Source organism: Actinoplanes sp. 13 (assembly GCF_056134165.1).
Map to the genome: position 1 here is coordinate 26,517 of NZ_JBVYOQ010000044.1, position 21,465 is coordinate 47,981.

Below are 21,465 nucleotides of genomic sequence, written 5' to 3' on the forward strand. Positions count from 1 at the left end.
TGGGAGTGGTGGTTCAGGACGAGTGGCGGGTCCAGAGGGCGGCGCCGTCGGCCAGGTGCAGCTCGCGGTCGCAGGCGGCGGCCGCCTCCGGGTCGTGCGTGGCGAAGACGACCGCTGCCCCGCGCGCCGCCTCCGCGCGCAGCAGCTCGAGGACACGCTGCCGGTTGGCGGCGTCGAGTTCGCTGGTGACCTCGTCGGCGAGCACCACGTGGCCGCCGAGCGCGAGCCCCCGCGCCAGGGCCGTGCGCTGTTGCTGGCCGCCGGAGAGTTCGTCGATCAACTGGTTCGCCTGGCCGGAGAGCCCGAGCGCGTCGAGGGACTCGGCTGTCCGCCGCCGCGCGTCGGCGGGCGAGCCACCGGTGGCGATCACCGCGACGGAGATGTTCTCGGCCGCGGTGAGTATCGCGGCCAGGCCGTTCTCCTGCGGGACCAGCACCACGCCGAGGGAGACCGCGTGGTCGCGCCCGGTCAGCGGCACGCCGTCCAGGGTGACCTTGCCGGTGCGCGGGGGCAGCAGGCCGGCCATGGCGCTGAGCAGCGTGGTCTTGCCCGCTCCGGACGTGCCGGTCACGGCGAGCAGCTCGCCCGCCCGCACAGTCACGTCGACCCCGCTCAGCACCGGCGCGGCGGCACCGTAGGCGAGTTCCGCCGCCTCCACCGTCAGCGTCGCCATCGCATCCTGCCTCTCCCGATCATCATGCCGCCGACGAATACATGCCGCCGCCGGTCGCGACGAGGTCCGGCGGCGATCCCCGGCCGCCGTGCTTCCGAGCGGTCATCAACTGCCGCTCCGGGTGCTTTCCAGCGGGCGGCCGGCTTCCGGCCGTCCCGGCCCGGTCCCGGGTGGGCGGCGCGGGTTCCGCCCGGCTTCGATCCGGCGGCGCAGGTCGCGGCCGCCGAGGACGGCGACGAGGAACTGGACGGCGAGGACCGCGCCGCCGGCGGCCAGCAGCGCGGTGGGCCGGGGCCACTGCGGCAGCGGCAGGTCCGGCGGGTCGATGCCGGCCAGCGGCAGCGCCTCGCCGGTCAGTCGCCAGGCCGCCATCGCCACCGCCAGGCCGACCGTGGTGGCGATGACCACCAGCACCGGATAGGTCCACAGGGTCGCCTGGCCGGCCGGGCGGGCGCGCAGGCCCTGATCGCGCAGGGCGGTGAGGTCTTCGGTGCGGCGCAGCCGGTCCACCGCGACGGTCAGGGCCAGCGCACCCGCGCCGAGCAGGCCGGCGAGGACCGCGGCCAGCAGATAGAACCAGAGGGCGACGGCCGGGCCCTGGGTGTCCAGCACGGCTCGGACCTGGGCGGCCGAGGTGTCGGCGACGACCCGGAGCCCTTGCTGTTGCAGCCGTTCCACGATGTCGCCGGGTGCGGCGGAGTTGAGCCACACCTGGGGGTCCGCGACCGGTTTCACCTCGACGGCGAGCCGGTCGACGTACTCCAGGTCGTACATCACCGCCTGCCGGCCGAGGCCGGGCACCGCCGGGAGCGAGGCGATGGGCGCGACCGGGATGCCGTCGAAGCTCAGGCCGCCGATCACCCGCCCGGCCGGGTCGTCGCCGGCGTAGGCCACCGGCATCGGCACCGGTGTGCTGACCGGCTGGATCCAGCCGGTGTCGGCCAGGCTGGCGGAGACCGTGACGTCGGCGCGCAGCCCGTCCGGCCCCGCCGAGAGCCGGATCTTGTCGTTCGACCGCCACCTGGCCGGGTCGGTGAGCGGGGCCGGCGTGCCGGTGTTCAGTCCGCGGAACACCACCTGGCCGGTGATGCCGGACGCCGTGCCGGACCCGGAGATCCGGATCCCGTTGATCCGGCACTTGTCCCGGCAGATCGACTCGCGTGCGGTGTAGGGGTGCGTGCCCGGCCGCAGGTCGCCGAGTTCGACGATGCCGGCGCCGAGTCCGCTCAGCGACGACACCGAGACGGCGAGCCGCAGGTTCGGGCCGGAGGTGGTGACGTCGAGGGCGATCTCCTCGCCCGGCAGGATCAGCGGCTCGGGCGCCGCCGGGTGCAGCCGTTCGGCGACCTCGGCGGGATTGTCGGCGCCGTCCGGCCAGGCGGCGACCTTGGCCAGCCGGTCGCTGTCCACGGCGAGTCCGGAGGCCGAGTCGGTGCCGCCGGACAGCCGGATGACGGCCATCGCGTACGAGCCCTGCGGGTCGACGGCCCGGACCGCGGCGAGAAGCTGTTGCCGGGTGGTGGCCTCCATGGTGAGGACCCGGTCGGCGCCGGTGCCCAGGTGTGACTCGACGCCGCGGCCACGGGCGGCGGTGTCCACGGCGGCCGCCGCATATCCCGCGACGGCGGCCGCGGCGACCAGCAGCGCGAAGAGCTGCCCGGCGCCGGGCCGGCGGGAGAGCTGGACGCCGGCCAGCGCCACGCCGAGCCGGCCGCGGCGCAGCGCCCGGATCGCGTAGCGGTTGACCAGCGGGAGCAGAGCCCGGGCCGCGAGCAGGGCGAAGGCGAGGATCATCAGCGCGGGCGCGTAGAGGCCGACGCCGGTGAGCGGGTCGTCCGCGAGGACGAACTGAAGGCCGGTCACGACGGCGAGCACCGCCACCACGGCCTCGGTGACGGCGAGCCGGCGCCGGTCCGCGGCCGGGGTGCGGCGCAGCAGGCCGGCCACCGGGCTGAGCAGCTGCCGGCGCTGGGCCGCGACCGCGGCGGTCAGGGCAGCCAGCGCGGCGAGCGGCGCGTACCGCAGCGAGGAGAGGGCCGGCTCGGCGCCCACGCCGGGGAACAGGGCGGCGGCCACCGCGTTGACCAGCAGCTGCCCGGCCAGGCAACCCACGACGGCGCCGGCCAGGACCGCGGTGAGGCTCTCGCCGGTCGCCAGCCACCAGCGGGTCCACCAGCGCGCGCCCCGCAACGCGACCACGGCCAGCTCGCTCTGCCGGCCCTGAGCGCCGTATCCCACGGTCAGGTAGATGGTGAAACACGCGAGCAGCACCAGCGGCACGGCGAGCACCGGCACCAGCAGGCGGGCCGCCGCGCGCCCCTCGTCGATGCGGTCCAGCAGGCGCGGGATCCCGCTGTCGATCAGCAGGGAGCCCTCCAGCTCGGCCGAGGCGCGGTTGATCGCGTCCAGGTCGTTCCGCAGCCCGGGGAGCCGGTCGACGTCGATGGTGCCGGGCCGGGCGACGCCGTCGATCGCCATCGACGTGGTGGTGCGGTTCATCGTGTTGAGCGTGACCAGGCTGGTGAACACCGGCTCGCCGGATCCGACGCCCGGTCCGGCGAGGAAATATCCGTGCAGCCCCCAGTACGGCTCGGCGGCGTCCACCGGCTGGTAGGTGCCGGCCACCGTGAGCGTTTTCGGCTGGGCGTCGGGCACCCAGGTGATCGGCTGGGTGGCGGTGTTCTGCCGGGCCGCCTCGAGCACGATCGGGTCTCCGGCGGTCAGCCCGAGCCGTTGCGCCGTGGTGGCGCCGAGCAGCACGTCGCCCTCGCCGGCGAGACATCGACCGCTGACCAGTCGTACGTGGGCGCAGATCTCCTGCCGGAAGACGAGCCGGGACGGGTACGCCGTGGTCTTCTCCAGGCCGACCGTGGGCACCTCGGCGGAGTGGTGATAGGTGAACCCGTCGAGGTCGAGCAGGACCCGGGCCAGTTCCGGGAACCGGACGTCGCCGTTGGTGCCCTCTTCCCCGCGGACGTCGGTGGTCTGCCGGGCCACCAGGCTGAGTTCGTAGTAGGACGCGGTGGCGATCTGCCCGTCGGCGATGGCCCGCTCGGCGGCGATCAGGTAGGCCGGCGCCGCGACCGCGGACGAGACCGCCAGCAGGGCCAGCAGCGCGAGCGTGAGCGCCTGTCCCCGGCGGGTCCAGACCATGGCGAGGACCAGGGAGATCATCGGTCACGCTCCCGTGCGCCCGGCACCCGGTCGGCACGCAGCGCCCGGATCAGCGGCAGCAGCGACAGCCGGCCGACCAGCCCCAGCAGCACCAGCGCGGCGACCGACGCCAGCGCCACGGTGCCGGCGTGCAGCGGGGCGGGCGGTGCCAGCACCGCCCAGCCGTCGGCGAACGCGGGCGCGGTGCGGCCGGTGACCACCATCGCCAGCAGCCCGGCCAGGACTCCGCCGATCAGGCCGGACACGATCAGCGCCGCGGTGCCCGCGTAGCCGGTGCTCACCGCGACCCGCCGGGACAGGCCCTGGGCACGCAGCGCCGCAAGGTGTTCACCGAGCGAGCGCCGGTCCACGGCGATGGCGACCGCGAGGGTGGCCGCCGCGATCAGCAGCGCCGCGATGCCGGCCACCAGCGCGAACCCGACCACGACCGCCGGGCCCTGGATGCCGAGCCGGCTCGCGTAGCGCTCCGCGGTGGCGTCCCCGGTCACGGTCAGCCCGGCGGCGGTCAGGTCGGCGACGATGCCGGGCCGGGCACCGGGCGCCAGCCACACCTGATAGTCGCCGCCGGGATCCACCTCGGCGGCGAACCGGCGGGTCGTGTCGAGGTCGAGGAGCAGGCCGTTGCGGCCCAGCGCCGGCAGCGCGGTCACGATGCCGAGCACCCGCACCGGTGCCGGGTCACCGAGCGCGGCGAGGGCCGGCTCACCGCTCGCCCAGTCCTCCGGGACCGGGCCGGCCAGCAGCGCGGGCAGGGGCAGCGCCTCGGCCGCCCACGCCTCGGTCCCCTGGTCCCGTTCTCTGGTGCTGTTGGGGTCGGCGGCCAGCCGGAGCGCGCCGTCCGTGGCGGTCAGGTCCAGGGCCGCGCCGGTGGTGCCGGCGCGCCACCGGCTGATGTCGCCGAGCGTCGCGGCGTCCAGCACCACGGTCTCCGCATCGCCCTGGTTCAGCTCGCGCACGGTGACCGAGGCGCCGGACGGCGGCGGATCGGCCCGGCCGTTCTCGTCCGGCGGCGTGGTCAGCTCCCAGCGCACGATCCGGCATCCCGGCGCGGCGGTGCAGCCGGTGAGCGGCACGGTGACGGTCTGCTCACCGGGCCGCAGCGTGCCGAACGCGACGGACACCGGCGCCCCGGTGGCCTCGTGCTGCAACCGCAGCCTGAGCGCCACCGGCGCCGGGCCGTCACGCCGGGCGTCCAGGGTGAGCCGGTCGCCGGTGACCATCGGCAACGCCGGGCGGGTCACCGCGGCCACCGCGTCCGGCAGGCCGGCCTCCGGGCCGTACTCCCCGCGCCAGGCGGCAACCGCGGCGAGCCGGGTGGTGTCCACCTCGAGGGTCTCCTGGTCGCCGCCGCGGTTCCGGACGACGGCCATCGCCTCGCGGCCTTCCGGATCGGCGCCGCGGACGGCGTGCAGCAGCACCGTGCGGTTGATCGCCACGACGTTCAGCACCCGCTCGGCGCCGAGGTCCGCCAGACTGCGCTCGGCTCGCCCGCCGCGTTCCGCCGTCCAGCCGCCGGCCGCCGTGATGAACAACGCGACCGCCACCACGAGCAGGGCGAACACCCGGTCGGTGCCGGGTGAGCGGGAGAACCGCAGGACGGTCAGGCCGGTGCGCAACCGGCCGGCCCGCAGGGCAGCGCCGCCGGCCCGGTCGGCCGCCCGGCTGAGCAGGCGGGCGGTCAGCAGGCCGACGGCGAGGGCGACCAGCGCGGGCGCGGCCGGGCCCAGCCCGTCCGCCGGGCCGGCCGACCGGGCCTGCAGGATGGCGGCGCCCGCCACGGCGAGCAGGAGCACGTCCACCAGGGCCGGGCGCCAGTTGCCGCGCAGCGACCCGGACCTGGCCAGCAGCGCCGACACCGGCCGGCCCAGCACCGCCGCCTCGACCGCGGCCAGCACCGCCAGGCTGCCGGCGAGCACCGCCGTCATCGCCACCGCGAAGGAGACCAGCGCGGCTTCCCGGTCCGGCGCGACCATCACCGGGCCGGTCAGCAGCCGGGCCACCAGGAAACCCACCGGCGCTCCGGCGAGCACGCCCAGGACCAGCGGCACGAGGTGCTGCCCCCAGGCCAGCCGCAGCATGCCGAGCCGGCTGACGCCGCGCAGTTTGAGCAGGGCGGCGTCACCGCGCCGGTCACGCAGGGTGAACCATCCGGCCAGACCCACCGCGAACCAGGTGAGGATCACCATCTGCGCGCCGGCCGTCGTGACGCCCCGCAGGATGGTCTGGCGGTCGCGCACGATGGCGTCGTGCAGCGGCCGGGACAGGGTGTTCAGCCGTAGCTGGGTCTGGCCCAGCCGGCGGTCGGCGGCGAGGATCGCGGCGTTCAGGTCGAACCCCTCGTCGCCGCGCAGCATGGCGTCGGGGAGGACCACGTCGTACGCCATCGTCGGTGATCGCACCGAGCCGTGCGTGAAGGTGCCCAGCCCGGTGAACATCACCGCCTGGGCGGCGCCGGACCGGTACAACCGGTTGCTCCAGTACGTCCCCGCCGGGTCGGCCAGCGTGTAGACCGCCACCACCCGCAGGTTCAGCGGCCCGCTCGTGGAGAAGGTGAGCACGGGCAGGACGTCGCCCACCTCGGCGCCCAGCCGCTGGGCCGTCTCCTGGCTGATCGCGACGTCGCCACGGGCCGTCGGGCAGCTCCCGTCCAGGTGCAGGTGCTCGCAGAGCCGGTCCCGGTAAGCCACCGCGATGCTGACACTCGCCGGACCGGAGCGGATGTTCAGCGGCCCGGTCATCCCGCCGACGCCTTCGCTGACGCCCGCGGGCAGCCCGGACCGGACCTCGTCGCTGAACCTGCGCAGGGCGCTGTCCGGGTCGCCGCGGGTGTCCACCCGGCCGGCCACCGTGACGGTCTTCTGGATCGCCGGGGCAGCCTCCAGATAGGAGGTGGCGGCCCGGCCCGCGGCAGCGAACCCGTACCACGGGCCGGCCGCGGCGACGGCTGCCGCCAGCGCGGTGAGCACCAGAATGGTGAGCACCTGCGCGGCCCGCGTCCGCACCGCGCCGAAGACGAGCGCGAGCATTTCTCCTCCCCCGGTTGCCCGGGAGGTTACGCGATCCGGTGATCGCCCGGGAGGCCGCTTAACCGGTTCATAGCCAGCCTCGGCGTTTCAGGAAGACATACAGGCCGGAAGCCGACGTAACGATCAGCGCGCTGCTGATCAGGAAGCCCCACCGAGTCTCATAACCCGGGTAAGGAAGGTTCTGCCCGAAGTAACCGGTGAGCGCGGTCGGCACCGCGATGATCGCGGCCCAGGCGGCGAGCTTGCGGGTGACCTGGTTCAGCTGGTTGCTCTGCTCGGCGCGATCGGCGTCGAGCAGCTCGGTGATCCGCGCATGGGCGTGCTCGCTGACCTCGCTCGCGCGGTGGGCATGGTCGGTCACGTCCCGGAAGTACGGCCGGAGCCGGTCACCCACCGGCTCGAGCGCGCCCTGGCTGACGGCGTCCACGACCTCGGCCATCGGGGCGGCCGCCCGGCGCAGGTTGGCCACCGCCTTGCGCAGCTCGAAGGCGTGCATGCGGACGTCCCGCGGCGCGCCGCCCTCCTCCAGCATCTGGTCCTCGACCGCGTCCATCGCCTCGTCGATCGACCGGGCGGTCAGGTACTGGCTGTCGACCACGACGTCGAGCAGGCCGTACACCAGGAAATTGACCCCGCAGCCGACCGCCAGGCCGTCCTCGGCGGCGGAGTTCCACCGGGCCAGCAGCAGATCAAGATCAAAGTCCTGCTTGCGTACGGTTATCAGCGCGCGCTTCGTGATGAAGGCGCCGATCTCGACCTTGTGCGCCCCGCCCCCGTGGAAGTCGACGGCATAGAGGCTCACGAAGAGGTGGTCGGCGTAACGGTCCAGCTTGGGGCGCTGGTGCTCCTCGACCGCGTCCTCCACGGCGAGCGGGTGCAGCCCGAAGTCGGCGGCGATGGCCTCCAGGTCGGACAGCGCCGGCGCGTACAGGTCGACCCAGGCCAGCGCGTCCGGATGATCGCGGAGCCGGGCCGCCGTCTCCTCGGCGCCGAAGTCCTCCGCGATCACCCGGCCGCCCTCGTAGAGCCGGCTACGGACGGGACATGATGGTGCGGTCACCGCCCCACACTAGGGTCAGACCGCCTCGAGCACCGGCTCGGCGGGTGCCGGCTCCGGGGTCCGGGTGCGGCGCAACATCCACAGGCTGACCGGGACGCCGACTGCGACCAGGATCGCCGCCACCACCAGCGAGAACTGATAGCCCGCCAGGAACCGGTCCAGTTCGGCGCCGCTCGCGGCCCCGGCCCGGTTGGAGAGGATGGCGCCGAGCACGGTCACGCCGAGCAGGCCGAACACCTCCCGGGAGACGTTGAGCATGCCGGCGGCCACACCGGCCCGCTCGCTCGGGAGGGCGTCCACCACGACCGTGTTCAACGGGATCAGCAGGCCGCCGCCCACGCCGTAGAGCGCGAACCAGGGCAGCAGGTCGGCGTAGCTGGTGCCGGCGCCGTACCCGGCGATGCCGGCGATCGCGGCGGCCATCACCGCGAGACCGAAAGCGGTCACCCGGGCCACCCCGAACCGCAGCTCCAGGCGCGGCGCCAGCACCGCACCGGCGGCCGTGATGATGGCCATCGGGATGAACGCGGCGCCCGCGCCGGTGGGCGAGAAACCGAGCACGTTCTGCAGGTAGATGGCCATGTAGAAGTAGATGCCGAAGACGCCGAACGCCCACAGGCCCATCGCCAGCAGCCCGCCGGTGAACATCCGGGAGCGGAAGAAGCCGAGGTCCACCATCGAGTCCGCGGTGCGACTCTGGACGACCACGAACGCCACGGCGGCGATCGCGGCGACCGCGAACGACGTGAGGATGAGCGGCGAGGTCCAGCCCTCCGCGTCCCCCTCGATCAGCGCGAAGGTCAACGCGAACAGCGACAGCGACGACGTGACAAGTCCGGCCGGGTCGAGGCGCCGCAGGGCACGGCCGAGCCCCGACGCGGTCCGTGCCGCCCCGGGCGGCACGCTGATCAGCGTCAGCACCAGTGTCGCCACGCCGATCGGCAGGTTGATCAGGAAGATCCAGCCCCAGGAGACGTGCTCACTCAGCACCCCGCCGGTGAACGGCCCGACCGCGAGCGCCAGCGCACCGACGCCACCCCAGACGCCGATGGCCGCGCCGCGCTCCTTCGGATCCGGGAAGAGCTGTTGCAACAGCGCCAGGGAGGCCGGGGCCAGCAGCGCCGCGCCGACGCCCTGCGCCGCCCGTGCGCCGATCAGCAACCCCTGACCGTCGGCCAGGCCGGCCGCCACCGACGCCACCGTGAAGATCGCCAGGCCGGACAGGAACGCGAGCCGGGTGCCCAGGACGTCGGCGACGCGGCCACCGGCCAGCAACAGGCCGGCGAACACCAGGATGTACGCGCTGGTGATCCATTCCAGGCCGGCGATAGTCAGGCCCAGATCGCGCTGGATGCTCGGCAGCGCCACGTTGACGACGTTGTTGTCGAGGTAGGTCATGAAGGTGCCGAGCGCCACCGCCACGAGCGCCCACCACCGCCGGTTGTTTCCCATCAATCCCCCTATACGAGGTACTTGTACGGCGTACATGTACCTCGTACATGAGACCTGTACGTTGTATGGTTGTCAAGTGACGCAAGAACGACTGACCAGAGCGACGGTGGCCGGCTGCGCCCTCCGCCTTGCCGACGCCGAGGGCCTGGAGGCCGTCACCATCCGCCGGCTCGCCAAGGAGCAGGGCGTCACACCGATGGCCCTCTACTGGCACTTCAAGAACAAGGACGAGCTGCTCCTCGGCATGGTCGACCACGCGCTGTCGGGCGTCCGTGCCGATCAGGACACCGGCGACTCCTGGCAGGACCGGCTCCGCACGCTCATCGGAACCGTGGTGGGCGTCCTGCGCGAGCACCCGTCACTGCCCGGCCTGCTGCACGCGGTCGACAAGATGCAGACGGAGAGCTTCAACCGGGCTACCAACGACACCCTGACCCTGCTCTGCGACGCGGGCTTCACCGTCGAGGAGGGGTTCTGGGTCGCGACGTACCTCTTGAACGGCTGCATCGGCATGGTCAGCGGCCAGCCCGGATGCCCGCCGGGGATGTCGGCCGAACAGGAGCCGGAGTGGCGCCGGCAGAAGCGGCTGCAGTTCGAGGCGATGCCGGCCGACCGCTACCCGATGATGATCGAGTTGGCCGCTTCCTACCTGGTGGAGCCTGATGTCGACCGCTATTACGCGTTCCATGTCGACCTGCTGATCAGCGGCGTCGAGGCGCTGGCAGCCCGGTAACCGGTAACCCCACCCGCAGCCCGTCCCCGGACGGGCTTCTTTCGGACCTCTTTTGTCAGTTGACACTAACGTTAGCGATAACTAACCTATTGGCTGCCCGGCCGGACGGCCGGGCAACCCTCGACGGGAGGAGACGGCAATGGGCCGTCCGGTAGCGTTCTTCGAGATCACCAGTGCCGACGCCGTGCGGGCACGCACCTTCTACTGCGACCTGTTCGGCTGGTCGGCGCAGCCCGACGAGGACGGGTACGCCCTGGTCGACACCGGCGCCGGCGACTCCGCGATCGGCGGCGGGATCGGGCCGGCGCAGGGCCCGGACGACGCCGGCGTGAAGATCTATGTGCAGGTGGAGGACCTGGAGCAGGCCCTGAAGCGGGCCACCGAGCTGGGCGGGGCCACCCTGGTCGAACCCACCCCGCTGCCCGGCGACTACGGTCAGTTCGCGGTGTTCGCCGATCCGGACGGCAACCCGGTGGGTCTCTGGGGGTGAGCTGATGCTCGAGGACGAGTCGCGGGTCGACGACATCCTCCGGGCGTTGGCCGAACCCCGCCGCCGGGCGATCCTGCGCCTGGTCGCCGCCGACGAGCTGGCGGCCGGCGAGATCGCCGCGGCGTTCGACGTGACTCGTACCGCGATCAGCCAGCACCTGACCGTGCTGAAGGACGCCGGGCTGGTGAACGAACGACGGGCCGGGACCCGGCGGCTCTACCGGGCCCGGCCGGAGGGCCTCGCCGGCCTGCGCGAGTTCCTGGACACCATGTGGAGTGACGCCCTCGACGTGGGGCGACGCCTGGTCGAGGCCGACCGGGCGGACGGTGAACCAGACGTCTCCACGGACGTCGCCTGACCTCGGGGAAACTGACGTGACCGACAACATCCGGCCGTTGACGCGCCCGCCCATCCGGCAGTCGACGCTGGTCCGCAGCGACCAGGCGCACACCTTCGAGGTCTTCGTCCGCGACATCGGCGTCTGGTGGCCCACCCGCCCGTTCTCCCTCGGCCAGGACAAGGTCGCCGCCGTGACCTTCGAGCGCCGGCTCGGCGGCCAGGTCTACGAGACCTGGAGCGACGGCACCCGGCACAGCTGGGGCGAGGTCATCACCTGGCAGCCGCCGGACCGGTTCGCCATGACCTGGACGGCGCTGCCGACCACGACCGAGGTGGAACTCTCCTTCACCGCGGTGACCCCGTCCCTCACCAAGGTGGCGGTCGAGCATCGCGGCTGGGACCGGCTGTCCGCCGAGGAACTGGCCACCGCAACCGCCGTGCGCGGCGGGTACTCCGCCGGCTGGAAGCGCATCCTTGACGACTTCGCCCGGACCGCCGAGGGCGCCTGATCACCGGAGCGTCCAGGCGCAGCGGCCGCCTGGCCGTTCAGTGGGCGTGCAGGCCGTGCTTCACCGCGTACATCGCCCGGTCGGCACGCTCCAGCAGGGTGGCGGCATCGGCTTCGGCGTCGGCCGTGGCCGCACCGATGCTGGCGCCCACCCGCACGGACAGCCCGCTGAGCGGGAAGGGCCGGCGCATGGCCACGGTCAACGCGGCCACCCGGTCCTCGACGGCCGGTAGGTCCGGTACGCCGCACAGGATCGCGGCGAACTCGTCCCCGCCCAGCCGGCACAGCACGTCCGCCGGGCCGAGCTGCGCACAGAGCCGTTCCGCGGCCGCGACCAGCAACGCGTCACCGATCGCATGCCCGTAGGTGTCGTTGACCTTCTTGAACCCGTCCAGGTCGATGAAGAGCAGCGCCGTGAGCCGGTCCGCGCCCGCGTGGGGCAGCGCCGCCGTCAGGCGCCGGAACATCTCCGTGCGGTTGGGCAGCCCGGTCAAGCCGTCGTGGGCCGCCGCATGCGCAAGTTCGTCCTGGTGCCGGCGGCGCTCGGTGACGTCCCGCTCGTTGCAGACGATCCCCTGGACAGCCGGCTCCCCCAGCAGGTTGCGCATGGTCGTCTCATACCACTGCCAGGTGCCGTCGGCGTGCCGGGACCGGGCCTCGAACCGCACCTGCGCGCCCTCCTCCGCGGCCACCACCTTTCTGAGCGCGGCCCGGGCCGCGGGCTCGTCCTCCGGGTGCACGTACGCCAGCCGGTCCGCGCCGAGCATCTCGTCGGGATCCCATCCCGTGACATGCCGGACCGCCGGACTGACCGAAAGCATCCGGCCGTCAGGATCCAGCACCGTGACGACGTCTGACGACTTCTCCACCAGTGCCCGGAACCGCGCCTCCGCCTGATGCAGCCTCGCGGTGGCAGCCTCCCCCCGAGCCGCCGACACCGCGATGTTGTTCACCGAGGTGAGCGCGAGCAGCAGCCCCCAGATCGCGGCGCCGTCGGAGTAGACCGGCGCGATGATCGTCGGAGCGACACCGGCATGAACCGCCACCTGGCTCAGCACGGTGGCGACCGTCGTGACGACCGCCGCCACGCGCCCGGTCCTCGGGCCCGACCAGCCGATGTGCATCGACGAGATCAGGACTGCCCACACCGGCGTCAGGAAGCTCCAGCCCGCATAAGTGACGATCAGAGCGGCGCCACCGTTGGCCACCGCCAGGCGCAGCGCGATGCGATTGTCCGTCCGCCCGCCCCCGAGGAACCGCTGCCACCGCTCATGGCTACCCGCCAGGAACAGCGCCAACATGACGGTCACCACCAGCGGCGACCCGAGCATCGTCCGGTGCTCGTGGAACCAGCCCATCAGCAACCACATGACCGCCGCGTAGCCGATCATCCCCGGAACGAACGGCACCCGCCCCATGGCCCACCGCGGACCATCACCGGCAGCCCCCATCGCCCCATCCCCCACTACCCCGTCACCCGGCCACCCCGAGCCTCCGCTCACCCCCCATCGGACACGCCCCGCCCAACCTGAGAGACCCCCACCTTCACAGAGACCAGGAACCCGAAGGAAGCCCTGAAAGCAAACCCGCGAACACCAATCACCAGCCCTCAGACGGGGCACAGGAAGAAAGAGCCGTCAGAGAGGCGCGCGTAGCGAGCCTCCACCAGACAAGCCGTCGAGGCACCTTCACAGGGACCACTCACCCAGAAGGACTTCGGCAGAGGGGGTGCGGGTGGCGAAGCCCCCGCTCCGCGCGACGAAGTCGCGCTAAAAGGACGAGGCGGCCAGGTCAGCGCTTTCCGCTGACACCAACCGCCTCCGACTCGTGGGCGATACTGGGATCGAACCAGTGACCTCTCCGGTGTGAACGGAGCGCTCTCCCGCTGAGCTAATCGCCCTCAACGGATCCAGACTCTACCGGACGCCGCCACCGGTTTGCGAACCAGGGGTCAGAACCACTTCTCCAGCAGATTCAGCCCCCAGGTCACCAGGTTGACGTCCATGCTGAGGTAGACCGCCGTCCAGACCACCGCGCTGATGAAGATCATCCCGACGATGCCGATGACAGCTCGCAGGCCGAGGCTCTGCCGGCCGACCCAGTGGGTCCAGTTCTGTACGTGGCGTTTGGTGAAGTGGAGCAGGTTCTTGGCCCACACGAATTCGATGGCCAGGATGGCCAGGCCGAGGATCACGATCGCCCAGCCGGGGCCGGGGAACGGGATCAGCACGATGCCGATCGCCACCACCAGGCCACCGAAGACGCCGATGCCGATCTTCAGGGCGAGGCGCCCGGTGGGGTTGGCGCGGATACGGTCGAGCACACGCACGTTCGTAACCCCGTCGTCCGTTTTTACACCCATTTCATCCCCCAGTGTCCCGGAGCCCCGTCACCGCCCGGGAGGAATGGACGTTACCGGAGTAAGTCAACTGCTGGACCACCCGACGCCGGGCGGAACCGAGTACCTGGGCAGAACGGGACAAGATATCGCATTGCGTCCTGTGCGGTGGCGTTTTCGGAACCGTCTTCCCACTACTGGGTGAGATCAGCGTATGGCGGAGCGTAACGACAGGGATCACCTGAGTATGGGAAACGCGGGGTTCACCAGCCTCGCAGCGGTGCCGGGGGGAGTTCGTCCATGAGTACCATTCGTCCAACGACCGTCGAGGTCGAAACCTCGCTGCGGCTCGTAGCACCAGACGCGACGGCACTGCCGGTGCGCGCCAGTCTGCGCTACGACCCAGCCGACCCTTATGCGGTGCACGTGTTGTTCCACGCAGAATCAGCCGGTGGGGAAGCCGTGAGCTGGTCCTTTGCGCGGGAGCTGCTCGTCACCGGGCTCGATGAGCCGGCCGGGATCGGCGACGTGCGGGTGTGGCCCTGGGCCACGCCGCGCGGCGACTTCGTCGCCCTGGCCTTGTCGTCACCCGACGGCAACGCGCTGTTCGAGGTACCCCGCAGCGTCCTGGTCCGATTCCTGAGGCGCACCTATGTGGTGGTGCCGCGGGGGCGGGAATCCGACCACCTGGACGTCGACGCGGCGGTCAACCGGTTGCTGGCCGGCCGTTAGGCGAGCAACCGCAGTATCACCTGATTCAGGGGCGACCCGCGCGGACACTGCCGGTCCGGGCGGGTCGCCCTTTATCCGGATAAGCAAGTGATCTCCGAAAAGCAATGGGAATCGGAGGTATAGCGAATACCGAGCCGGAAAACGGACAAAAAGCTCAGTAAGTGCGCTAGTGGTCGCGTTGATGGTCGTCGACGGTTACTTTCAGCAGCGATGCGAGTACTTACTCATCTCACGACGCCCGCGACCTCCCCTGTCACGTCCGACGGGGCGGGCATCGGAAGCTGTTCCCTTCCGGTCGCCGCCGGCGCGCCCACCGCGCTTCTGGAGGCCCACGCGCTCGTCCTGACCGCGGCCGGGGCGCTGCATGCCGAGATCGATTTCGCCCCGCACCACTGTGAGCCGGGCTCGCTGCTCTGGCTCCGCCCGGGCCAGGCGGTCCGCTTCACCGGCACGGGGGCCGATCGCGACGGCGAGCGCCCCCTGACCGTCACCTTCCGGCCCGGCCTCTTCGGCCCGGACGAGTTGCCCGGCCTGGCGCCGGACGATCCGGGCGGCCCGGCACGGACCCCGATCCCGCTCCCCGAGCCGGCGATCTTCCGGGTCACCTTCGAGCATCTGGCGCGCGACGCCGCCGGCCCGCCCGGCCCGGCCGCCGCGGCCCTGCTCCGGCACGAGCTGGCCGCGCTGCTGTTGCGCGTCGCCCTGCTCGATCCGGGCACGCCGCCACCCGGCCATGTGGAGGGTCGCACGTTCGAGCGGTTCCGCCGCCGGCTGGAGGAGGGTTACCCGCACACCCGGCGGGTCGAGGACTACGCGGCCGAGCTCGGCTGCTCGGTCCGCACCCTGACCCGCGCGAGCCTGGCCATCACCGGGCGGACGGCGAAGCAGGTGGTCGACGACCGGGTCGCCCTGCAGGCGCGACGGCTGCTGGCGGCGACCCCGCTCTCGGTCGCCGAGGTGGGCCGCAGTCTCGGTTTCGGCGAGCCGACCAACTTCGGCCGGTTCTTCCACCGCGAGACCGGTCTCAGCCCTGGCCAGTTCCGGTCCGGCTTCACCGGCGACCGTCCGAGTGGGATTCCCGCACAGCGACCGGCCCCGGACTGAGCGTAATTCCCACAAAACCCTGGGGTATGTGCATCAGGGGGTGCGCCGGGGAGGCATGATAGGCACGTGCAAATCTCCGCGCGCGGCGACTACGCGGTCCGGGCCTCCCTCAGTCTGGCGCAGGCCTACCCCGCACTGATGTCCGCCCAGGCCATTGCCCAGGACCAGGAAATGCCCCGCAAGTTCCTCGAGGCGGTGCTCGCCGACCTGCGCCGGGCCGGGGTGGTGCGGGCCCAGCGCGGCGCCGAGGGCGGTTACACGCTGTCGCACCCACCACGCGACGTGACGATCGGCCAGATCCTGCGCGCAGTGGACGGACCCCTCGCCGGCGTGCGCGGCCTGCGCCCCGAGGAGACGCAGTACGCGGGTGCGGCCGAAAATCTGCCGAACCTGTGGGTGGCGGTGCGCGCGGCGGTCCGCGAGGTGGTCGACGAGGTGAGCCTGGCCGAGCTGATCAGCGGCCGGATGCCGGCCCACGTGCGCAAGCTGACCACCCGCCCGGACGCTTGGCAGCCACGCTGACGTTTGTGAATCGAAGCGATCGGGAATCGTCGGCCCATCAAGCAACGAGATGGGAGACGTTCCGATGGGCCTCGTGTTCCGCAGTCGCAAGAAGTTCGGCCCGCTGATCCTGAACTTCACGGAGAACGGTTACTCCTCGTGGACTTTCAAGATCGGTCGCTGGTCCTGGAACTCCAAGACCCGCGCGCACCGGTACGACCTGCCCGGCCCGGTCTCCTGGAAGCAGGACAAGTCCCGCTCCCGTTCATAGGCTGATCTCGACGTCACCGCCGAGCCGCCCGTGCTCCGGACGCCGCTTCACCGCGCCGGAGTCGACGAGCGTGTGCAGCACCCGGGTCGCGTCCGCCGCGCGATAGACAGTGTCGGTCAACGCGAACGTCCGCAACTGCGTCACCGTCGCGGTGCCGACCGTGGCCAGGTGGGCGAGCAGCTCACGACGCAGCGGACCCGGGTGCGGGCGGAGCGAGATGTCGATCAGGTGCCGCTCCGGATCGGCGGGATCGCGTAGGCGTACCCCCGCGAACTCGTCGACCGCCCAGAGTGCCTCCTTGAAGCTCTCCAGGCTCTTCGCGGAGGTGGTGGCGAAAGCCACCACCTCGCCGGGCTCCGGCCCGATCGCCAGCTCCGCCGCCGTGACCAGCGGAAATCCCGCGCCCCGATAGGGATCCACCGGCGTGCCGGGCGGCAGCGCCAGCAGCACCTCCGCCGGCTTCCCGGCCGCGACAGCCGCGACGGCGGGCACGGCCGGCGGCTCACTCGCGGCCGTCGCATCAAGAAACGCGAGCATGGGTACGCGTGAAGCACCGGCCGCCCGCAGGGCCACCGGAAGCCGCTCGTCCGTCCCTCCGCCGATCGGCAGCACCGCGAGCCCGGCCGCCGTGCCCGTCTCCTGCCGCGCCGCGGTCAGACGCGGGATCACCGCCGTCAGGTCGTCGCCGAGCGCCACCATGGACAGTTCCCGGCCCCGGGCCAGGTCCGGCAGATCGGCCAGCACCCGGACCGCCGCCTCGGCGGCCGCACCGCCGTCCGCGTCGGCATAACCGTGCACATAGATCGCCCGGCGGGCACGGTGCAGCGCGCCCGCCGTCCACGCCTGCAGATGGCGGACCAGGAGCTCGCGTTTGACCGTGCCGATCGGGGACATACCGCAGTTCTACCCTGTCCTGTTCGTCACGGAAAACTTGTACCTACGGTATTCAGCCGAGCACTATGAGACACATGGCTCCTCCGCTCGCTGAACTGACCGCCCAGGCGCAGACGTTGACGTCGGCCGGCGATCTCGTGGGCGCACGAGACGTTCTCGACGACGTGCTGCGCGCGGCGGACTCCGACCCCCGCCGCGCGACCGCTGATCTCGCGGTCGCCGCCGCGCTGTTCGCCCGTGTCCTCATCGCACTCGGCGACCCGGAGTCCGCCCGCCTGTGGGCCGCCTTCGCGCACGCCGCGGAGGAACGCCTGCACGGTCCGCAGGACGAGCGGACCATCGCCGCCGCGGCCACCCACGCGGCCGTCCTGCAGCGCATCGGCCAGCACGGGCGGGCCGCGCTGGTCTATCACGGCCTGGTCGCCGAACTGGCCCGGGTGGACGGACCCGACTCGCCCCGGGTTCTGGCCGCCGACGCCGACCTGGCCACCGCCGAACACGCCGCGGGCCACTGCGCCACGGCCCGGGCCCGGCTGGCCCGCGCCTGGCGGCACCACCGCGACGTCTACGGGGACGCGGCCCCGGCCGGCATCAAGATGCTGGCGCGACTCGGCGCGATGGAACGCGAGTGCGGCCGCGACGCCGAGGCCGGCGAGCACCTGGCCCTGGCCCAGGAGTTGGCCGCCCGGCATCTGCCGCCGGACCACCCGCTGGCGCTGCAGACCGCCAAGCTGGTCGCCACCAAGCCGTCCGGCCGGCACACCTGCGGCAACCGCGAGCCGACCGGCGACACCCCGTTCCGCCCGTTCCCCCGCCGTCCCACCGTTCCGGACCCGGGGCCCGCCCGCCCCGTGCCGTTTCCGGCGGAGGCCCCGGGCCAGCCTCCGCCGGACGACCGGCCCACCGACCCGAACGGCACCGTCTACCCACCCGGCTCGGTGTCCGACCCGGACATGCCGCCGCCGGACAACCGCCCTACCGACCCCAACGGCACCGTTTATCAGCAGCCGCTCTATCTGAGCGACGTGCACCGGCTGCCCGGTGACCTGACCGGCCGGCACGCGCGCGCGGACACCCCGCCGCCGCTGCCCGGGCACCGCGCGCCCGACTACGGCACTGAGCCGGTCGGCAAGGCACGGGCCAGCACGCTGGCGGACCCGCCCAACTCCCGGCGGCTGCCGGTGCGCACCGAACAGCCGGAGAAGCGGCGCGGCACGAACCCGCTGCTGCTGGCCGCGCTGCTGGCGGGCGGAGTGGCCGCCGCGGCAGCAGTGGTGATCGTGACGCTGCCCGACGCGGGCGGGTCGACCGGGCCGCCGACCGGGGCGCCGACCGCCGCCGCGGCGCCGCCGTCCGCGCCGGCCACCACCGCGGCGTCACCCACCGCCGCCGGTGACCCCGGAGCGCCACAGAACGTCCGGCTCCGTGACGACGGCGGCAACGTCACGTTGCAATGGGCGTACCCCCGCGGCGCCGACGGGGCGGTGCTGATCTCCGGCGGGCGCACCGGTGACCCACCCCGCAAGTTCCAGGAGCTGCCGTCCGGCGCGGCCGACTTCGTCGTCTACAGCCTCAACGAACAACTCGACTACTGCTTCACGGTGGCGGTCGAATACGCGCCGAATCGCATCGCGACCTCAGCTCCGGTCTGCACCCGCCGATGAGTGCGGAGGCAACCACATCGCAACCCGGCCCGACCCGTGCCGCTACCGACGAGCCACACGCTGAAGCGTCACGGCCACTACAGGAAGTAGGGACAGTGACGACGGAGACGGCGAGCTGTGTCCCCACCGGGCTGTGTCCGGAAGCCGAGGCCCTCGAAGCCGCGATCGCGGAGCTCGAGACCCGGCCCCTCTCGCAGTTCCGGAGCCTGCTCCTGCCCTCCGCCGAACTGCAGCAGCGCGCCGCGGAACTCGGCGCCCCGGACCTGGTCCAGCGGGCGGTGCTGGTGCGCGCCGGCTCCCTGTTGCGCGACGGCCGCACCGGCGAGGCCGGACAACTCGCCCTGCGGGTGCGCGCCTGGGCCGAGGAGAACCACGCGCCGTACGTCCTGGCCCGGGCACACCGGGAACTCTCCATCTTCTATCGCGCGGTCGGTGACTTCTCCGACGCGCTCACCCACGCTGTGCAGAGCGTGGCGATACTGCCCGACGACGTGTCACCGACGATCCGCGCCCGGCACCTGATGTCACTGTCGGTGGCCATGGAGGAGGCCGGCGCCGCCCAGGACGGCGAACGGCACGCCCGGGAGGCGCTCGCCCTGGCCGCGACCGCCGGCGACCACGAAGTGGTCATGCTGGTGCTCAACAACCTGGCGTACAGCGCGTTCGAGATCGGCGACGAACCCACCGCGCGGGACCTGGTCGACCAGATGCGGGACGTGCACGCCCGCCAGGGCACCCCGATCGGCGCCAACCAGCTCGACACCATTGCCCGCGTCGAGATGATGAGCGGCCGGTACGCCGCCGTCGAGGAGACCCTCGCCCCGGTGCTGGACGCCCGGGTCGTCGCCTTCGAGGGCGACGCGGTGGCCGAGTGCCTGCTCACCCTCGCCCTGGCCCGCCGGCTGGACAACCGGTTCGACGCCGCCCAGGACGCTCTCGACATGTGCCGTCAGGTCTGCGCCGACCGGGAACTGGCCGCGGTCGGCGCCCGCGTGCGGGAGGAGCAGGCCGCGCTCTACGCCGCCACCGGGCGGTACGCGGAGGCGTACGAGGAGCACCGCGCCTTCCACGCCGCCGCCACCGCGCAGCACTCCGCCCAGCGCGACGCCCGCGCCCGGGCCATGCAGGCCGTCTTCGAGGCCACCGAGGCCCGCCGGGACAGCGAACACTTCCGCGAGATGGCCCACCGGGACGCGTTGACCGGGCTCTACAACCGCCGCTACATCAACGAGCGGATCCCGGCCCTGCTCGCCGAGACCACGGCCGAGCACCGGCCGTTCGCCCTGGCGATCATCGACCTGGACCACTTCAAGCGGATCAACGACACGCTCTCCCACTCCACCGGCGACACCGTGCTCCAGCACGTCGCCGAACTGCTGGAGGAGACCGCCACCGGCCCGGCCGTCGCGGCGCGGATGGGCGGCGAGGAATTCCTGCTGGCCTTCCCCGGCCTGGACGCCCGGGAGGCGGCGCTGCGCTGCGACCGGCTCCGGCAGCGGATCCGGGGGCACAGCTGGCAGCCGATCACCGGCAGCCTGCCGGTGACCGCCAGCATCGGCATCACCAGCACCACCCCGGACGGGCCGGAAGGTCTTACCGCGCTGCTCTCCCAGGCCGACCGCAATCTGTACGCCGCCAAGCGCAGCGGACGCGACCGCGTAATCGCCGACCTGACCCTGTAACCGCCGGCGTTCTGTCGCTCCCGGCGCCGCTCACCGGCGCTCCGTGGAGCCCGCCCCGCGGCGAAGCGCTGCTGTCGCCGCCCGGCCGGCGCTCCGGCCGCCGACGCGGGCGGGATCGGCCGCCGATGTCAGCCGCCGCAGCTGTCGTCCAGCCGCCGCAGCGGCCGCCCGGTCACCGCTCGCCGGAATCGTGGTGTGTCACTCGCCGGTCGGGCCGCCTGCCAGCTCCGCGAGAATGTCGAGGTGTCCGGCGTGCCGGGCGTACTCCTGCAGCAGGTGGAAACAGATCCGCTCCAGCGGCGGCGGCGCGGCGCCGTCCCAGCGCGGGCCCGGCTTGCCGATCGCGGCCAGATCGCTGCCGGTGAGAACCTCGGTGGTGTGCCGGCCCTGCGCCCGCAGCTCCCCGGCCAGCCCGGCCGGCGTCTCGTCGGGCGCGACGTACCAGCGGTCGTCGCGCCGGTCACCCCAGGGCTCCGGGACCGGCCGGCCCTCGAAGCCCCACTCGATCCAGCGGAGCTCGACCCAGCGCAGGTGCTTGACCAGCTCCAGCGGCGTCCAGCCGGACGGGAGCCGGCTCTCGCGAAGCTCCTTCTCCGGCAGCGCGGCCACCTTCTCGAGCAGGGTCTCGCGGAAGAAGTCCAGATAGTTCACGAACACGTGGGCACGATCGGCCGCCGGCGACATCGGGGACGGGAACTCGAGCGTCATGCCGCGAGTATGCGGCGTCCCGGAGCCCCGCGCCCGCCGCACCTCCACCCACCGTCACGCCCGGCCGGCACTCACGCACGCAAAGCGCTCCGGGAGCATGCGTGAGTGGCAGCCCG

General features: G+C 72.7%; 19 protein-coding genes and 1 tRNA gene. 10 read left to right on the forward strand and 10 right to left on the reverse strand.

All coding sequences use genetic code 11. The annotated features are described in order from the left end of the window. Positions 1–13: 13 nt before the first annotated feature. The 5 genes from AC0NH5_RS40845 to AC0NH5_RS40865 form a co-directional block, all read right to left on the reverse strand. Positions 14–673 (reverse strand): ABC transporter ATP-binding protein, encoded by a 660-nt coding sequence (locus AC0NH5_RS40845; protein WP_474413433.1) that lies wholly within the window; start codon positions 671–673, stop codon positions 14–16. Positions 674–778: 105 nt separating this feature from the next. Then, complete coding sequence (locus AC0NH5_RS40850) at positions 779–3,847, reverse strand: FtsX-like permease family protein (protein ID WP_474413434.1); 3,069 nt, start codon at positions 3,845–3,847, stop codon at positions 779–781. Continuing rightward, a complete protein-coding gene (locus AC0NH5_RS40855; protein ID WP_474413435.1) occupies positions 3,844–6,873 on the reverse strand; it encodes an ABC transporter permease in 3,030 nt (1,009 codons plus the stop codon). Before AC0NH5_RS40855 ends, AC0NH5_RS40850 begins: the two co-directional genes overlap by 4 nt. Before the next feature lie 67 nt (positions 6,874–6,940). Further along, a complete protein-coding gene (locus tag AC0NH5_RS40860; protein ID WP_474413436.1) occupies positions 6,941–7,933 on the reverse strand; it encodes a magnesium transporter CorA family protein in 993 nt (330 codons plus the stop codon). 15 nt (positions 7,934–7,948) lie between these two features. After that, the gene (locus AC0NH5_RS40865; RefSeq protein ID WP_474413437.1) at positions 7,949–9,385 is read right to left on the reverse strand and encodes an MFS transporter; all 1,437 of its coding nucleotides are present in this window, start codon (positions 9,383–9,385) and stop codon (positions 7,949–7,951) included. A gap of 76 nt (positions 9,386–9,461) precedes the next feature. On the opposite strand from AC0NH5_RS40865, the gene AC0NH5_RS40870 reads away from it, so the two are divergent. The 4 genes from AC0NH5_RS40870 to AC0NH5_RS40885 all read left to right on the forward strand — a co-directional run bounded on the left by AC0NH5_RS40870 (position 9,462) and on the right by AC0NH5_RS40885 (position 11,456). Next, positions 9,462–10,118, forward strand: a complete 657-nt coding sequence (locus AC0NH5_RS40870) for a TetR family transcriptional regulator (RefSeq protein WP_474413439.1) — start codon at positions 9,462–9,464, stop codon at positions 10,116–10,118. A gap of 139 nt (positions 10,119–10,257) precedes the next feature. Next, positions 10,258–10,608, forward strand: coding sequence for a VOC family protein (locus tag AC0NH5_RS40875; RefSeq protein WP_474413440.1), 351 nt, complete (start codon positions 10,258–10,260; stop codon positions 10,606–10,608). Positions 10,609–10,612: 4 nt separating this feature from the next. After that, positions 10,613–10,966: an ArsR/SmtB family transcription factor gene (locus AC0NH5_RS40880; protein ID WP_474413441.1), complete on the forward strand. Its 354-nt coding sequence runs from the start codon at positions 10,613–10,615 to the stop codon at positions 10,964–10,966. 16 nt (positions 10,967–10,982) lie between these two features. Next, complete coding sequence (locus AC0NH5_RS40885) at positions 10,983–11,456, forward strand: SRPBCC domain-containing protein (protein WP_474413443.1); 474 nt, start codon at positions 10,983–10,985, stop codon at positions 11,454–11,456. 37 nt (positions 11,457–11,493) lie between these two features. Here AC0NH5_RS40885 and AC0NH5_RS40890 read toward each other — a convergent pair whose 3' ends face one another. From AC0NH5_RS40890 to AC0NH5_RS40900, 3 genes are all read right to left on the reverse strand, one after another. Continuing rightward, positions 11,494–12,864, reverse strand: coding sequence for a diguanylate cyclase domain-containing protein (locus AC0NH5_RS40890; RefSeq protein ID WP_474413445.1), 1,371 nt, complete (start codon positions 12,862–12,864; stop codon positions 11,494–11,496). A gap of 419 nt (positions 12,865–13,283) precedes the next feature. Beyond that, positions 13,284–13,355, reverse strand: a tRNA-Val gene (locus tag AC0NH5_RS40895). Between the two features lie 51 nt (positions 13,356–13,406). Then, entirely contained in the window at positions 13,407–13,784 is a 378-nt protein-coding gene (locus AC0NH5_RS40900) for a TIGR02611 family protein (RefSeq protein WP_474413447.1), read from the reverse strand. Between the two features lie 309 nt (positions 13,785–14,093). On the opposite strand from AC0NH5_RS40900, the gene AC0NH5_RS40905 reads away from it, so the two are divergent. The 4 genes from AC0NH5_RS40905 (at position 14,094) to AC0NH5_RS40920 (ending at position 16,401) form a co-directional block, all read left to right on the forward strand. After that, positions 14,094–14,525: an SsgA family sporulation/cell division regulator gene (locus AC0NH5_RS40905; RefSeq protein ID WP_014446635.1), complete on the forward strand. Its 432-nt coding sequence runs from the start codon at positions 14,094–14,096 to the stop codon at positions 14,523–14,525. 210 nt (positions 14,526–14,735) lie between these two features. Continuing rightward, the gene (locus AC0NH5_RS40910) at positions 14,736–15,629 is read left to right on the forward strand and encodes a helix-turn-helix transcriptional regulator (protein ID WP_474413449.1); all 894 of its coding nucleotides are present in this window, start codon (positions 14,736–14,738) and stop codon (positions 15,627–15,629) included. Positions 15,630–15,695: 66 nt separating this feature from the next. Next, complete coding sequence (locus AC0NH5_RS40915; RefSeq protein ID WP_474413451.1) at positions 15,696–16,151, forward strand: RrF2 family transcriptional regulator; 456 nt, start codon at positions 15,696–15,698, stop codon at positions 16,149–16,151. 64 nt (positions 16,152–16,215) lie between these two features. Beyond that, a complete protein-coding gene (locus tag AC0NH5_RS40920) occupies positions 16,216–16,401 on the forward strand; it encodes a DUF4236 domain-containing protein (RefSeq protein ID WP_474413453.1) in 186 nt (61 codons plus the stop codon). Here the strand turns inward: AC0NH5_RS40920 and AC0NH5_RS40925 are convergent. Then, positions 16,396–17,295, reverse strand: a complete 900-nt coding sequence (locus AC0NH5_RS40925) for a hypothetical protein (RefSeq protein ID WP_474413455.1) — start codon at positions 17,293–17,295, stop codon at positions 16,396–16,398. The two genes, AC0NH5_RS40920 and AC0NH5_RS40925, sit on opposite strands and share 6 nt — an antisense overlap. A gap of 74 nt (positions 17,296–17,369) precedes the next feature. On the opposite strand from AC0NH5_RS40925, the gene AC0NH5_RS40930 reads away from it, so the two are divergent. Together AC0NH5_RS40930 and AC0NH5_RS40935 are read left to right on the forward strand one after the other, a co-directional pair. Next, entirely contained in the window at positions 17,370–18,959 is a 1,590-nt protein-coding gene (locus tag AC0NH5_RS40930) for a tetratricopeptide repeat protein (protein ID WP_474413457.1), read from the forward strand. 95 nt (positions 18,960–19,054) lie between these two features. Beyond that, complete coding sequence (locus AC0NH5_RS40935; RefSeq protein ID WP_474413459.1) at positions 19,055–20,641, forward strand: tetratricopeptide repeat-containing diguanylate cyclase; 1,587 nt, start codon at positions 19,055–19,057, stop codon at positions 20,639–20,641. A 198-nt stretch (positions 20,642–20,839) separates the two neighbouring features. Here the strand turns inward: AC0NH5_RS40935 and AC0NH5_RS40940 are convergent, their stop codons facing one another. Further along, positions 20,840–21,349, reverse strand: coding sequence for a DinB family protein (locus tag AC0NH5_RS40940; protein WP_474413461.1), 510 nt, complete (start codon positions 21,347–21,349; stop codon positions 20,840–20,842). Between the last annotated feature and the right edge of the window lie 116 nt (positions 21,350–21,465).

Excerpts from the sequence above, each read along its gene's own strand:
- AC0NH5_RS40845 (WP_474413433.1), bottom strand. The coding sequence starts at position 673 with ATGGCGACGCTGACGGTGGAGGCGGCGGAACTCGCCTACGGTGCCGCC.
- AC0NH5_RS40940 (WP_474413461.1), bottom strand. The coding sequence starts at position 21,349 with ATGACGCTCGAGTTCCCGTCCCCGATGTCGCCGGCGGCCGATCGTGCC.
- AC0NH5_RS40880 (WP_474413441.1), top strand. The coding sequence starts at position 10,613 with ATGCTCGAGGACGAGTCGCGGGTCGACGACATCCTCCGGGCGTTGGCC.
- AC0NH5_RS40925 (WP_474413455.1), bottom strand. The coding sequence starts at position 17,295 with ATGTCCCCGATCGGCACGGTCAAACGCGAGCTCCTGGTCCGCCATCTG.
- AC0NH5_RS40905 (WP_014446635.1), top strand. The coding sequence starts at position 14,094 with ATGAGTACCATTCGTCCAACGACCGTCGAGGTCGAAACCTCGCTGCGG.
- AC0NH5_RS40865 (WP_474413437.1), bottom strand. The coding sequence starts at position 9,385 with ATGGGAAACAACCGGCGGTGGTGGGCGCTCGTGGCGGTGGCGCTCGGC.
- AC0NH5_RS40930 (WP_474413457.1), top strand. The coding sequence starts at position 17,370 with ATGGCTCCTCCGCTCGCTGAACTGACCGCCCAGGCGCAGACGTTGACG.
- AC0NH5_RS40910 (WP_474413449.1), top strand. The coding sequence starts at position 14,736 with ATGCGAGTACTTACTCATCTCACGACGCCCGCGACCTCCCCTGTCACG.
- AC0NH5_RS40920 (WP_474413453.1), top strand. The coding sequence starts at position 16,216 with ATGGGCCTCGTGTTCCGCAGTCGCAAGAAGTTCGGCCCGCTGATCCTG.
- AC0NH5_RS40855 (WP_474413435.1), bottom strand. The coding sequence starts at position 6,873 with ATGCTCGCGCTCGTCTTCGGCGCGGTGCGGACGCGGGCCGCGCAGGTG.
- AC0NH5_RS40850 (WP_474413434.1), bottom strand. The coding sequence starts at position 3,847 with ATGATCTCCCTGGTCCTCGCCATGGTCTGGACCCGCCGGGGACAGGCG.
- AC0NH5_RS40875 (WP_474413440.1), top strand. The coding sequence starts at position 10,258 with ATGGGCCGTCCGGTAGCGTTCTTCGAGATCACCAGTGCCGACGCCGTG.